The 13,079-nt window shown below is 71.9% G+C and carries 12 protein-coding genes; 5 read left to right on the forward strand and 7 right to left on the reverse strand.

What is annotated here, in order from left to right:
* The 3 genes from LR393_RS16625 to LR393_RS16635 form a co-directional block, all read right to left on the reverse strand.
* Positions 1–975: P1 family peptidase (locus tag LR393_RS16625; RefSeq protein ID WP_231484844.1), on the reverse strand; the 975-nt coding region annotated here is incomplete at its 3' end.
* 7 nt (positions 976–982) lie between these two features.
* Positions 983–2,122 carry a magnesium and cobalt transport protein CorA gene (locus LR393_RS16630; protein WP_231484845.1) on the reverse strand — a complete coding sequence of 380 codons (1,140 nt, stop codon included), beginning with the start codon at positions 2,120–2,122 and terminating at the stop codon, positions 983–985.
* 481 nt (positions 2,123–2,603) lie between these two features.
* On the reverse strand, positions 2,604–4,118 hold the full coding sequence (locus LR393_RS16635) for an aminopeptidase P family protein (RefSeq protein WP_231484846.1): 1,515 nt from the start codon (positions 4,116–4,118) through the stop codon (positions 2,604–2,606).
* Positions 4,119–4,234: 116 nt separating this feature from the next.
* On the opposite strand from LR393_RS16635, the gene LR393_RS16640 reads away from it, so the two are divergent.
* From LR393_RS16640 to LR393_RS16655, 4 genes are read left to right on the forward strand one after another with little or no spacing between them, the layout of a single operon-like run.
* Positions 4,235–4,738: a MaoC family dehydratase gene (locus LR393_RS16640; RefSeq protein ID WP_231484847.1), complete on the forward strand. Its 504-nt coding sequence runs from the start codon at positions 4,235–4,237 to the stop codon at positions 4,736–4,738.
* A gap of 54 nt (positions 4,739–4,792) precedes the next feature.
* Positions 4,793–5,440, forward strand: a complete 648-nt coding sequence (locus LR393_RS16645; protein ID WP_231484848.1) for a DUF6758 family protein — start codon at positions 4,793–4,795, stop codon at positions 5,438–5,440.
* Between the two features lie 5 nt (positions 5,441–5,445).
* Positions 5,446–6,291 carry a PHP domain-containing protein gene (locus LR393_RS16650; protein ID WP_231484849.1) on the forward strand — a complete coding sequence of 282 codons (846 nt, stop codon included), beginning with the start codon at positions 5,446–5,448 and terminating at the stop codon, positions 6,289–6,291.
* Complete coding sequence (locus tag LR393_RS16655) at positions 6,288–7,139, forward strand: RecB family exonuclease (protein ID WP_231484850.1); 852 nt, start codon at positions 6,288–6,290, stop codon at positions 7,137–7,139. Before LR393_RS16650 ends, LR393_RS16655 begins: the two co-directional genes overlap by 4 nt.
* On the opposite strand, the gene LR393_RS16660 is transcribed toward LR393_RS16655, so the two are convergent.
* From LR393_RS16660 to LR393_RS16670, 3 genes are all read right to left on the reverse strand, one after another.
* Positions 7,136–7,657 carry a TIGR00725 family protein gene (locus LR393_RS16660; protein WP_231484851.1) on the reverse strand — a complete coding sequence of 174 codons (522 nt, stop codon included), beginning with the start codon at positions 7,655–7,657 and terminating at the stop codon, positions 7,136–7,138. The two genes, LR393_RS16655 and LR393_RS16660, sit on opposite strands and share 4 nt — an antisense overlap.
* Before the next feature lie 40 nt (positions 7,658–7,697).
* Positions 7,698–8,681 (reverse strand): hypothetical protein, encoded by a 984-nt coding sequence (locus tag LR393_RS16665; RefSeq protein ID WP_231484852.1) that lies wholly within the window; start codon positions 8,679–8,681, stop codon positions 7,698–7,700.
* A 192-nt stretch (positions 8,682–8,873) separates the two neighbouring features.
* Positions 8,874–9,770 (reverse strand): oxygenase MpaB family protein, encoded by an 897-nt coding sequence (locus LR393_RS16670; protein ID WP_231484853.1) that lies wholly within the window; start codon positions 9,768–9,770, stop codon positions 8,874–8,876.
* Positions 9,771–10,058: 288 nt separating this feature from the next.
* Between LR393_RS16670 and LR393_RS16675 the strand changes: the two genes are divergently transcribed.
* Complete coding sequence (locus tag LR393_RS16675; protein ID WP_231484854.1) at positions 10,059–10,904, forward strand: ParA family protein; 846 nt, start codon at positions 10,059–10,061, stop codon at positions 10,902–10,904.
* Positions 10,905–11,038: 134 nt separating this feature from the next.
* Here LR393_RS16675 and LR393_RS16680 read toward each other — a convergent pair whose 3' ends face one another.
* A complete protein-coding gene (locus LR393_RS16680; RefSeq protein ID WP_345718571.1) occupies positions 11,039–12,763 on the reverse strand; it encodes a DEAD/DEAH box helicase in 1,725 nt (574 codons plus the stop codon).
* Positions 12,764–13,079 lie beyond the last annotated feature (316 nt).

The raw sequence follows: 13,079 nt of genomic DNA on the forward strand, positions 1-13,079 counted from the left end.
CGCGGCCAGGACGGCGTCCATGGCGGCCAGCATGACCGCGTCGGCGGCGGCTGCCTGGATCGTCACCACGGCCGGGAGGTCGACCTCGATCTCGCCGGAGGCCAGGACGAAAACAGTGTCGCCGTCGAGCAGGGTGTGGGCGGGGGTCAGGGCGCGGGCCAGGCCGTCGTGGGCCGCGGTGGCGGTGCGCCGGGCCCGGGCCGGGTCGAGCGCGGCGTTGGTGGCCACGACCGCCAGGGTGGTGTTGGCGGCGGGAGCAGGAGCCGCGATTTCCTCTCGGTAGGCCGCGTACTCGGCCGGGTCGGGGGCCGGGGGCCGGGGGCGGCCGGGCGGGACGAAGGCAGTGCCGAGCAGTGCACCCGTGGTCGCGTCGAGCGGCGAGCCCAGGGCGTTGAGCACGACGACGGCCCCGACGACCACTCCGTCCGGCAGCTGCACGGAGGCCGTGCCGATGCCGCCCTTCAGCGTGGTTCGCGCGGCCAGAGCGCCTGTGCCCGCGCCGATCACGCCCCGCGGGGTGGTCTGACCGACGTGGCAGGCCGCCTCGTACCCGAGTGCGGCGTCGGGCCGGGCGGACAGGTCACCACCGCGGCCGAGGTCGAAAATGGCGGCGGCGGGGACGATCGGCACCAGGACCGAGGTCGGGTCGGACGGCGGGCCGACGGCGAACCCGAGACCCTGCTCCAGGCACCACTGTTGCACGCCACCAGCCGCGGCGAGGCCGAAAGCGCTTCCGCCGGTAAGCACCACGGCGTCCACCGTGGGCACCAGCGTGGTCGGGTCGAGGGCATCGGTCTCGTGCGTCCCCGGACCGCCACCGCGCACGTCGACGGCACCGACGGTGCCCGGGGGCGGTACCACGACCGTGACGCCGCTCAGCCAGCCGTCTTCGAGGCGCTGGGAGTGCCCGACCCGGAAGCCGGGCACGTCCGTGAGGGAACCCCAGAGTGGATGGTGCTCATCGACGTCCACCATTGTGCCTTTACAGCCAGCCATTTCGCTTGAAGCCCCGGAAGAGCCCGGCACAGATGACCGCCATCAGGCTGAGCACGACCGGATAGCCCCAGGCGTGCTGCGTCTCGGGCATGTAGTCGAAGTTCATGCCGTAGATGCCGGCGATCATCGTGGGCACCGCGGCGATCGCGACCCAGGCCGAGATCTTGCGCATGTCCTCGTTCTCGGCGATCGAGACCCGGGCCAGGCCGGCCTGGAGGATCGAGGTGAGCAGTTCGTCGAAACCGGCGACCTGCTCGTGCACGCGGGCCAGGTGGTCGGAGACGTCGCGGAAGTACTCCCGGATCTCGGCGTGGACCAGCCGCCGCGGCCGTTCCGAGAGTTCGCGCAGGGGTGCGGCGAGAGGCTGCACGGTGCGCTTCATCTCGATGACGTCGCGCTTGAGCTGGTAGATGCGCTCGATGTCGGTGTTGCCGCGAGGGGCGAACACCGTGCTCTCGATCTCCTCGAGATCCTGCTGCACCGCGTCCACGACGGCCAGGTACTCGTCGACCACCTTGTCGGCGACGGCGTGCAGCACGGCGGAGGGGCCCAGCGCGAGCTGCTCGGGGTTGCCCTCCAGATGGCGGCGCAGCCCGGCCAGCCCCGTGTGCTTGCCGTGCCGCACGGTGATGACGAAGTACTCGCCGACGAACACCATCACGGCGCCCGTCTCGACCACGTCACCCCCGGCGTCGCGGTCGACCGAGTCCACGTAGGCGAGCGTGCGCATGGCCAGGAACATGTCGTTCTCGTGGCGTTCGAGCTTGGGACGCTGGCGGGCGCCGGCGGCGTCCTCAAGGGCGAGGGGGTGCAGCGAGAAGACCTCACCGAGCTGCTCGAGCTGCTCGGAGGAGGGCTCGTGCAGACCCAGCCAGACGAAACCCTCACCCTTCTGGGCGGTCCGTACGGCGTGCTGGAAGTCGTTCGACGACATCCGGCGGCCGGCGCCGTAGAGGCCCCAGTCCACGGCTGCGTCGAGAAGCCCGCCGGTCGAGCTGGAGGTGTCGTCGATGTGCTGCTTGAGCACGTCGAGGGGCCCGTAACGCAGCGCCGGGTAGACGTTGCGCAGCTGGGCGCGGGGAAGGGCCAGGGACCGGGCGAGGCCGGTGCGGTTGGTGCGGGCCATGGGTCTTTCACCTCCGGTGGGCAGGCATGCCCCGCGGAAGGGCGGCGCCACCACGGGCGCACAACCCTCAGAGAGCTCCGCAGACCCCCGCGGTCATCGGGAGGGCAGCGCGGAGCTCACGTTCCGCGGGGGAGTCGGTACTGGCAGGGGTGTCATCTCTGGACGGCACCGATCTCACCTCCCTCATCCGGGAACCATCGTCGACCTGCAACATCGGTCGCCCGAGCTTGCTCTTGACCAGCCGTCCGGGCGTTACCGGAACAGCGTTCGGCCGCCGCTCATGCTAACCCTTGGGCAGCCCGACCGTCGCCGGAAACCCTGGACATCAGCCGGAAGAACCGGTAACGGATTGGCCTTGCCCGTGTGAACACGGGCCGTGATCAGTCTGCCCCGGGTCTGCGCCCAGGAGTACATCGTGTGGCCGGGCCAAAGCGTTACAGCCCGGCCCCGGTACGACGGGGACGGGCTGTAACGGTGTGGGTCAGGCGTGCAGGGAGGCCATCCAGGCCTCGATCTGGGCGGGCTCACGCGGCAGACCGGCCGAGAGGTTCTCCACCCCGTCGGCGGTCACCAGCACGTCGTCCTCGATGCGGACGCCGATGCCCCGGAACTCCTCGGGGGCCAGCAGGTCGTGCGGGCCGAAGTAGAGGCCGGGCTCGATGGTGAAGATCATGCCCGGCTCCAGCTCGGCGTCCAGGTACATCTCCTTGCGGGCCTGGGCGCAGTCGTGCACGTCGATGCCGAGGTGATGGCTGGTGCCGTGCACCATCCAGCGGCGGTGGAACTGGTTCTCCTTCTGCAGCGACTCCTGCGCGGTGGAGGGCAGCAGGTTCCACTCCTCGAGCCGGGCGGCGATCACCTGCATCGCGGCGGAGTGAACCTCCCGGAACTTCACCCCGGGCCGGGCGGCGGCGAACGCGGCGTCGGCGGCGTCGAGCACGGCCTGGTAGACCCGGCGCTGGGCATCGGTGAAGGTGCCCGAGACCGGCAGGGTGCGGGTGATGTCGGCCGTGTAGAGCGAGTCGACCTCCGCACCGGCGTCGACCAGCACCAGGTCGGACTCGTTCACCGGGCCGTCGTTGCGGATCCAGTGCAGAGTGCAGGCGTGCGGGCCGGAGGCGGCGATGGTGTCGTAGCCGACCCCGTTGCCCTCGCGGCGGGCACGGCTCTCGAACACCGTCTCCACCACGCGCTCACCCCGCACGGAGGCCACGGCCTCGGGCAGGGCGCGCACGATGTCGGCGAACCCGCGAGCCGTCACGTCGATCGCCCGGCGCATCTCGGCGATCTCGAAATCGTCTTTCACCAGGCGCAGTTCGGAGACGATGCGGGCCAGGTCGCGGTCGGCCGCGAGCGCGACCTCCTGGCTGGTGCCGGCCGCGGCGCGGGCCTCGTCGATCGCCTCGTCCAGGGCGGGGTCGGCGTCGCGCACCACCCGGACCGAGATCGCGCCGGCGTCTTTCGTGACCGCGTCGGCCAGCTCGTCCAGGGGCCGGCAGATCAGGCCGGTCTCCGCCGCGACCTCTTCCAGGCTGGGGCGCACGCCCACCCAGAGCTCGCCGTAGCGGGGGTTGGCGTAGAACTGCTCGGAGTCGCGCTCGGCGCGCGGCTGGAAGTAGAGCACCGCGTCGAACCCGTCGCCGGAGGGCTCCAGGACCAGGGCGGCGTCCGGCTCCCGGTCGGTGCCCAGGCCGGTCAGGTGGGCGAACGCGGAGTGCGGGCGGAAGCGGTAGTCGGTGTCGTTGCTGCGCACCCGGAACCCACCGGCGGGGAGGACGAGGCGCTCACCCGGCAGTTCGGCGGCCAGAGCGGCGCGGCGGGCGGCGGCGTAGGGGGCGGCAGGGGTCTGCTCGGGCAGGCCCTCGGGACGAGGTGCCCAGCCGGAGGCGATGAACTTGCGGAACGCCGGGGAGTTCGGTCGCTCCCGGTGCTCGACCTCCGCCGGCTGCGCCGACTCGCCCTCGGGGCCCTGCACGACGGGTTCGTTCTCACTCATGCCCTCATTGTGCCGTCTGCCAGTGGCGGGCGCGTGAGTCAGCCCACCGGTGGGAGGGGTTCGCTGCGGCGGGCGGCCGGGCAGAGTGATCGGCGACGCCGACGAGGAGGGCCACGATGCAGTTCGGGCGCAGCTACGAGGAGTTCGAGGTCGGTGCCGTCTACCGGCACTGGCCCGGCCGGACCGTGACGGAGTCGGACGACCACCTGTTCTGCCTGATCACGATGAACCACCATCCGCTGCACCTGGACGCGCACTACGCGCAGCACAGCACCCAGTTCGGCGCGAACGTGGTGGTGGGCAACCTGATCTACTCGATCCTGCTGGGCCTGTCGGTGCCCGACGTCTCCGGCCGGGCGATCGCCAACCTGGAGATCGAGTCGCTGCGGCACGTGGCCCCGACCTTTCACGGCGACACGATCTACGGCGAGACCACGGTGCTCGCCAAGTGGGAGTCCACGTCGAAGGACGACCGCGGCATCGTGCACGTGGAGACCGTCGGCTACCGGCAGGACGGCGTCGTGGTCTGCATCTTCCGGCGCAAGGTGATGGTGCCGAAACGGAACTACCTGGACAGTCGCGGCGGGGACCAGCCGGGCCGGCCGGAGCCCCTTCGGTGAGACCCCCTCGCGCGGCGGCTTGACCTGTGGCGCGCGGCGCGCAACCGTCGAAGGGTGACCCTTCTGCGAACCTGCCCGCGCTGCGGTTCGGTGGCCCGGGAACCGGGCGACCAGGCCCCGGTCTGGACCTGCGAGCAGCACGGCGACGTCGTGCCGGTGGGCCCGGCGCAGGCGCCCACGCAGAAACTGCTCCGCCAGGTCGCGCTGGACTCGCTGGTGCCGGTCTGGATACCGCACCCGATGCCCGACGACTGGCAGGTCACCGGCCTGCAGTGGGCCGGCTCCGGAGGCTCGGTGGCGGTCGTGGTCGCGGTCTCCGGCCCGCACCCGATGCCGGAGGTCGGCGACGAGGAACCCACGGTCGACCTGATCTTCGTGGCCGAGCAGCCGGGCATCGGGCTGGGGGCCCACCTGGCCGGGCTGGACGGCGTCGACCCGGGCCCCCTGCTGGCCGAGAAGGCCGCGCACGACCCGGCGGAGATCAAGCTGCACGCCGACGACCACGAGGTCCCGCTGTGGTCGATCCCGCTGGTCGACGGGCTGGCCTACGTCGGCGAGGCGTCGGGCGTCTGGCTCTGGGTACTGGCCTGGCCGAGCTCCGCCGCGCTGGCCCTGCTGAACCGGTTCTCCCTCGTGGATGCCCGTAATGAGGATGCCGAGCCCGATCTGCCCTGCGGCGCCCTGACTCCGCGCCTACGCTGACCTGCGTGCGAATCGATCTCCACGCCCACTCCAGCGCCTCGGACGGAACCGACGACCCCACCGGGGTGATGTCCGCGGCCGCGGCCGCCGGGCTGGACGTCGTCGCACTCACCGACCACGACACCACCGCGGGCGTCCCGGCCGCCTCCCGGACCGCCCGGGAGCTGGGGCTGACCCTGGTGCCGGGGGCCGAGATCTCCTGCCAGATGCACGGCATCGGCGTGCACATGCTGGCCTACCTGCACGATCCGGACGACCGGGCGCTGCTGGCCGAGGAGGAGCAGACCAAGATCGACCGGCTGACCCGGGCGGAGCGGATGGTGCAGAGGCTGTCGGAAGACTTCGACATCACCTGGGCCGACGTGCAGCGTCACTGCCGGCCCGACGTCGCCGTGGGCCGCCCCCACATCGCGGACGCCCTGGTCGAGGCCGGGGCCGTGGCCAGCCGCGACGAGGCCTTCGCCACCGTGCTGAACGGCCGCTCACGCTACTACCTGCCCTACCACTCGCCCGAGGCCGACCTGATCGTGCGGCTGGTGATCGCCGCGGGCGGGGTGCCGGTGATGGCCCACCCCCGCGCCGGAAAACGGGGGCGGCTGGTGTCCGACGACGACATCGCCACGCTGGCCCGGGCCGGGATGGCCGGCCTGGAGGTGGAGCATCGCGATCACGAGGAGGCCGATCGGGTGCGGTTGCGCGGGCTGGCCGCCGACCTCGGGCTGCTGACGACCGGCTCCAGCGACTACCACGGCACCGGCAAGGTCAACCGGATCGGTGAGCACACCACGGCCCCCGAGGTGCTGGAGGCCATCATCGCGAAGGGCACACCGGAGCGGGTGGTGCGGCCGTGAAGCAGGACCAGGGCCAGCAGCACGACCAGCTCGAGCTGATCGGCATGCCCGAACCGCTCTACCCGTGCACCCCGACGCGCCTGGCCACCTGGCAGGACTGCCCGCGCCGCTACCGGTTCACCTACCTGGACAAGCCCCAGCCGTCGCGGGGCGGGGCCTGGGCGCACACCAGCATCGGGGCCGCGGTGCACTCGGCGCTCGCCGACTGGTGGGGTACACCGGTGAAATTGAGGACGACCGAACGGGCTTCCCAGTTGGTGCGGAAGCGTTGGCTCAACGATGGTTTCGCAGACCGTGAGCAGTCGGCCGCGGCCGGGCGGCGCGCCGTGGAGTGGGTGCGGAAGTACCTCTTCGGCTCGGCGCAGGACCCGATGGCCGTACCGGCCGGGGTGGAGAAGACGGTCACCGCGAAGACCGAACGGCTGTCGCTGTCCGGCCGGGTCGACCGGATCGACCAGCGCGGCGGGGAACTCGTGGTGGTGGACTACAAGACCGGGCGCCGGGCCCCGGACGAGTCCGACGCCTTCGCCAGCCTCGCCCTGGCCGTGTATGCCGTCGGCACGGCCCGCACCTACCGCCGGCCGTGCGTGCAGGTCGAGCTGCACCACCTGCCCTCGGGCACCCGGGCGGTGGCCCGCTACGACCGGGCGGGCCTGGAAAGCCGCCTGGCCGAGGCGAACTCGCTGGGTGAGGCGGCCGCTGCGGGCGATCGGGCCCACGCCCAGGGCCGCGACGTCTTCCCGCCGAAACCCTCACCGGGATGCTCGTACTGCGACTTCCGCCGGCACTGCCCGGAAGGAAGAGCGGCCTCCGAGGACAAGGTGCCCTGGGTCTCGCAGCTCGGTTAGGCGTTCTGCAGGGCCTGCCGGACGGCCTCTTCCGGACTGTCGACGTAGGCGATCCCAGCGTCTACCAGTTCGCCGTCCTTCCCGACCACGTGCCAGCCGTCGAGCACCACCACCGGTACCTCACCGCGCCGGCGGGCCAGGGCGACCTCGCTGAGCGTGCCCCACGACCCGCCCACGGCGATCACCGCGTCGGCGCTCCAGACGATGACCGCGTTACGGGCCTCGCCGAGATTGGTCACGATCGTCACCGACAGGTCGGGGCTGGCGCCGGTGGTGTCGGGGCCTGGGCGGATGCCGACCACGGTGCCGCCCTGGGCGCGGGCCCCGGAGGCGACCGCGGCCATCACCCCGGTGCCGCCGCCGCAGATCACCGTCACCCCGGCCCGGGCGAGCAGCTCACCCACCCGGTGCGCCGCCTCGGCCTGCTCGTCGGTGCAGTTCCGGGGGCCGCACACGGCCACCTGGAAAGAGCGTTCCGGGCCGGACAGGGGTGACGGCCGGGCGGAAGGGGGCAGCACGATGCGGATCTCCGTTTCGCAGAGCCGTGTGGTCGGGCGATTACGTCAGGGCGTCCGACAGGTCGCGCCGGGCCGGACAGGCCCGGAACAAGGCGATCTCATCCAGGAGCTGCCGGGAAAGGGCCGAACGGGTGAATTCGGGCGATTGGAGCGTGCCGGCCGCCGTGGCGACCCGGCCCACGATCGGCCCGGTGCGATTGTCGGCGGGCAGGGACAGCACCTCGCGCAGCTCGCCGGCCGCGGCGTCGAGGTCGGACAGGGCCAGGTGGGCGTTGCACAGGTCCAGGCGGGCGGCCGCGACCAGCTCGGGGGAGCGCTGAGCGGGAACTGACTGCAGCAGACCGAGCGCCTCGGTGGCCTCCCGGGCCGCCAGCCGGGCGTTGGGTACTCCTCCCAGGGCCAGCCAGGCCTCGCTGGCGTAGTAGGCCGCCTTGCCCGGCTCGAACCGGAAGACCCCGGCCTGGTGGTCGTCCCCGGTGGTCCGGTCGCGTTCGGCCTGCGCCACGGTGAGGGCCTGCTCCACCTCGCGGGTCTGGCCGCACGCGGCCCAGGCCCGGGCCTCCGCGCTGGCCAGGCGCAGCAGGTTGCTGCCCTTGGTGGCATGCCGGCGACCGCTGAGAGCGATGCGGGCCGCCCCCGGGTAGTCGCCGCCCCAGTAGGCCACGTTGGACTGGACCCAGCGGATGAAGGCCCGCAGCGAGTCGTCGTCGGCCAGCTCGGCGCACAGCCAGGCCGTGCGGGTGTTCGTCTCGGCCGCCACCGGATCGCCGAGATCGGCACTGGCGTGGGCGATCAGGGCGCACAGCCGGCCGGCCAGCGAGTACAGCGGCGCGGTCAGGCTGGGACGCTGCCGCTTCTCCAGCAGCTCGAACACCTCACGCCGCAGCCGCCAGACCGGGTTCACCAGGGCGATGGGCGACTGGACCAGATAGTCCGCTGCCAGAGCACGCACCTGGCCGCTGAGCTGGTCGAGCAGGTCGTGGTCGACCCCGGCCCGGCTGCCGGGAACGGGCACTCGGTTCATCCGCGCGGACCGCCTCGTCTGGGTCGGTGTGCTGGTCAGAGCCACCGACCGGGAGGCCGGGCAGGAGTCAGAGTAATGGCTGACGCCCACTTCTGGGTCTTGAATGCGAACTTTCCGTGGCGGTTTGCCTACTTGATGCGAACCCACCCCGCCGAACGGGTCAGGTCGGGCGTGTCGCTTGCGAACCGCACATCAGTGACGCGCGACGAGCAACGCGTCACGCAGCGAGTGCAGGGCCACCGTCGCCGCCGACGGCGTGAGCGAACCGGCCCCGTCGCCGGGCCCCGACGAATACATCGACCGGGCCCAGCCCGGCAGCGAAGACCAGGCCAGCCCCGCGACCGGAGCCCATGACGGGCGGTTGCGCTGGGTCATGGCAATCAGCTCGGGCACGGCCGGGCTCAGGAGCGAGGAGATGAAGGCCCGGGCCTCGTGCGTCATCCGCAGCTGCGGACGCACCCGGCGGAAGTACCGCGCCAGGTCACGCCGCGTGGCCGGAACCTGGTCGGGCTCCAGGCCCCAGACCGCGGCCGTACGCACCTGTTCCTGGATGTAGGCGTCGTGCTCGGCATCGGTCAGGTCGAGCCCACCCCGCCGCGTGACCTCGATGAACGAGGCGACCTGGCAGCAGTGCATCCACAGCACGAGTTCCTCGTCGTCGCCACGGAACTCGTCACCGTCACTGGCCCAGCCGCTGACCTGTCCCATCACCGCGCGCAACCGGGCGCCGGTCATGGCGGCCTCGATGCTGTTACCGAAGATCACCGCACCCATGTGCCGCTGTGACCACTGCAGGCGGTCCCACGGGTCGTCCACCCTCCGGGCCGTGGCGAACACGTTCGCCATCCCCTCCGGGTGGAGTACCTGCATCGCCAGACCCCGCAGTGTCGCCAGGCCGATCAGAGGGTCGGAGTGCACGCGCCAGGTGACGGTGCGCGGTCCGAAAAGGCCCCACTGACCCAGCCCATCGTGATCAGCATCATGCTCGGGTTCCTGGTCGTCGGTGAGACCGGAGTCCGCGGGATGCTCCAGCTGGTCCCAGTTCTCCTGCTGGTGCCGTACCGCCGCACCGGTCTCCACCTGCTCCATCTGCCCTCGCCGTCCCCAGGCTGCCCGCGCTCTGCCCGCAGCAGTCTGGTCGGATCCTGGCTGCCTGCGGTCGGATTCATGATCCACCGTCCGCAGGGCAGCGCCGGCCAGGGGGAGGAGCACGCCGCTCCGTTCCCACCTGTCTTCCGTAGCGCTCGCTGCCATGGGTCAAGCCTGTCGGATTCGACCCTTGATCGCCTGTCGAGCCCTCCGTCGGCCCAATCGGACACAGTCTGTCGATAGTCTGAAAGCGGGTCTTTCCGGCCCGCCGTCTTCGGGAGCAGATGCATGGGCCGCGTAATCGCCGTCGCCAACCAGAAGGGTGGCGTCGCCAAGACCACCACGGTGGCTTCGCTCGGTGCCGCGTTCGTGCTGAGAGGGCTCCGCGTCCTCCTGATCGACCTGGACCCGCAGTCGTCCCTCACCTTCAGCCTGGGCATCGACCCCGACGTGGTCGAGTACTCGATCTCCGACGTGGTGCGCGGTGAGGTCGACCTGTCGATGGCCCGCCTGCGCACCAGCGAGGGCATGGACCTGGTGCCCTCCACCATCGACCTGCTGGCCGCCGAGGCGATGCTGCTGCCCGCGCCCCAGCGCGAGTTCGTGGTGCGCCGCGGCCTCGAAGAGGTGCTCTCCACCTACGACGTCATCCTTCTCGACTGCTCACCCAGCCTGGGCCTGCTTACGCTCAACGCGCTCGCCGCGGCCGACGAGGTGATCGTGCCCCTGCAGTGCGAGATGCTCAGCCACCGGGGTGTCGGGCAGCTGCTCGACACCGTGGCCGACGTGCACCGTCTGCTCAACCCGCGGCTGCGTGTGCGGGGTCTGCTGCCCACCATGTACGACAAGCGCTCGACGCACGCCCGCGCGGTGCTCGGTGACGTGAAGCGACGCTACCGGGTGCCGGTGCTCAACCCGATCCCGCGCTCGGTGAAGTTCGCCGAGGCCCCCAGCGTCGGCACGTCGATCATCGCCACCTCGCCGAGCTCGTCGGGGGCCCGCGCCTACTTCCGGATCGCCGACGGTCTGCTCCGGGCCTGGCGCTTCGGCGGCCGGAAGGTCGCCCCGGCCAGGCCTTCCCGGGGTGCGCACAGCATGCACAACGCGTCGCCGGGCGAGGCCGGCGCGTTGTAGCTCCCAGGGGGTCTCGCCGAGCCGGACTGAGGACGTCCACCACCCCCGGTCCGGCCCCTCACCTTCCGCGATGGTCGGCAAAATGCCCGTGGCCCGCACCTTTCGGTGCGGGCCACGGGCGTTGGGGGAAGAACTCAGCTCTCGGTGGAACCCGCCGAGGCGGGGGCACTCTCCGCCGCGGACGAACCCGAGCCCGAGCCCCGGCCACCGCGACGACGCCGGCGGCGCTTGCGGGCGGCCTCGCCGTCCGCATCACCACCGTCAGTGGAGTCGCCGGCCGGGGAACTGCCGGCCGCGTCGGTCGGCGTACCGGACGCCGCCGTCACCGCGGGAGCCTCGTCCGGGCCCTGGGTGCCTTCGGCGGCCGCGCCGTCGACGGGAACGCCGGAGCGCATGCGCCGACGGGCCCGCGGACGCCGGGTCCGGGGCTCGGCCGACTCGTCGGAACCGGTGACCTCGTCGGGACCGGAGTTTTCGGAGGGGGTACCCGACTCGTCGCGACCCCGGCTCCGGGAGCGGCCACCGCCGTCACGGCCCCGGTCACGTCCGCCGTCACGGCCGCCGCCGTCCCGGCCGCCACTGTCCCGGCCGCCACTGTCGCGACCACCGTCACGCCGGGACGTCACCTTGGCCCCGCCACCGCGCTTGCCGGTCTCGCCCAGGTCTTCGACCTCTTCGGCGGCCAGCCCGGCCCGGGTGCGCGAGGCCCGGGGCAGCGTGCCCTTGACCCCCGCCGGGATGTGCAGGTCCTCGGAGAAGTGCGGCGAGGTCGAGTAGGTCTCGGCCGGGGACGGGATGCCCAGGTCGAGGGCCTTGTCGATCATCACCCAGCGGTGGATGTCGTCCCAGTCGACGAACGTGACCGCGACACCGGTGTTGCCGGCCCGGCCGGTGCGGCCGATGCGGTGCAGGTAGGTCTTCTCGTCTTCCGGGCAGGCGTAGTTGACCACGTGCGTCACATTGTCGACGTCGATACCGCGGGCGGCCACGTCGGTCGCGACCAGCACGTCGATCTTGCCGTTGCGGAAGGCCCGCAGCGCCTGCTCGCGAGCGCCCTGACCGAGGTCACCGTGGATCGCCGCGGCGGCGAAGCCCCGGTCGGCCAGGTCGTCGGCCACCTTGGCGGCCGTGCGCTTGGTGCGGGTGAAGATGATCGACAGCCCGCGGCCCTCGGCCTGCAGCAGCCGGGCCAGCATCTCCACCTTGTCCATCGCGTGGGCGCGGTAGATGAACTGCGCGGTCGCGAGCACCGTGGCGCCGGAGTCGTCCGGGTCACTGGCGCGGATGTGGGTGGGCTGGGTCATGTACTTACGGGCCAGCGACACCACGGCACCCGGCATGGTCGCCGAGAACAGCATGGTCTGACGGCCGTCGGGGGTGAGGGACATGAGCTTCTCGACGTCGGGCAGGAAGCCCAGGTCGAGCATCTCGTCGGCCTCGTCGAGCACCAGGGTGCGCACGTGGGCCAGGTTCAGCAGGCCCTGCTGGGCCAGGTCGAGCAGGCGGCCGGGAGTACCGACGACCACCTCGATGCCCTTCTTCAGGGCCTCGACCTGCGGTTCGTAGGCCCGGCCGCCGTAGACGGTCAGGATCCGCACGCTGAGGTTCTTCGAGGCGACCTTGAGGTCTTCGGCGACCTGGGTGGCGAGCTCGCGGGTCGGCACGATCGCCAGGGCCTGCGGGGCGCCCGGCAGCGCCATCTCGGCGAAGCCCTCGTCCTTCGGGCCGGTGACCCGGTGCAGCAGCGGGATGCCGAAGCCGAGGGTCTTGCCGGTACCGGTCTTGGCCTGGCCGATCACGTCGCCACCGTTGACGGCGACGGGGAGGGTCATCGACTGGATCGGGAACGGCGCGGTCATGCCGGCGCTGATCAGCGCGTCGGTGATGCGCGGGTCGGTGCCCAGCTCGGCCCAGCCCGCGACGGGGGCGGCCCCGGCCTCGTTCTCGACGACGGCGACGATCTCGCCGGCCTTGTCGAGGGCCTCGATCGGGTCGGCGATCGCCAGCGGGTCGACGGTGTCGCCCGGCTCGCTGGAAGAATTCTGGATCTCTGAATCGTTCGGTGAAGCGGACACGCAGTGCCTAACTCTTCGGGGGCGCAGGCCTGCGGCCGGATCGCGCCGACCCCGGTGGGGTGGCGAAGGAAAAGGCGCTCCGGCGGGCCGCGCTGCGGCA

Source organism: Kineosporia mesophila (assembly GCF_021129235.1).
Lineage (GTDB): Bacteria > Actinomycetota > Actinomycetes > Actinomycetales > Kineosporiaceae > Kineosporia > Kineosporia mesophila.

Excerpts from the sequence above, each read along its gene's own strand:
- LR393_RS16680 (WP_345718571.1), bottom strand. The coding sequence starts at position 12,763 with ATGACCGCGCCGTTCCCGATCCAGTCGATGACCCTCCCCGTCGCCGTC.
- LR393_RS16640 (WP_231484847.1), top strand. The coding sequence starts at position 4,235 with ATGCAGTTCGGGCGCAGCTACGAGGAGTTCGAGGTCGGTGCCGTCTAC.
- LR393_RS16675 (WP_231484854.1), top strand. The coding sequence starts at position 10,059 with ATGGGCCGCGTAATCGCCGTCGCCAACCAGAAGGGTGGCGTCGCCAAG.
- LR393_RS16665 (WP_231484852.1), bottom strand. The coding sequence starts at position 8,681 with ATGAACCGAGTGCCCGTTCCCGGCAGCCGGGCCGGGGTCGACCACGAC.
- LR393_RS16630 (WP_231484845.1), bottom strand. The coding sequence starts at position 2,122 with ATGGCCCGCACCAACCGCACCGGCCTCGCCCGGTCCCTGGCCCTTCCC.
- LR393_RS16670 (WP_231484853.1), bottom strand. The coding sequence starts at position 9,770 with ATGGAGCAGGTGGAGACCGGTGCGGCGGTACGGCACCAGCAGGAGAAC.
- LR393_RS16635 (WP_231484846.1), bottom strand. The coding sequence starts at position 4,118 with ATGAGTGAGAACGAACCCGTCGTGCAGGGCCCCGAGGGCGAGTCGGCG.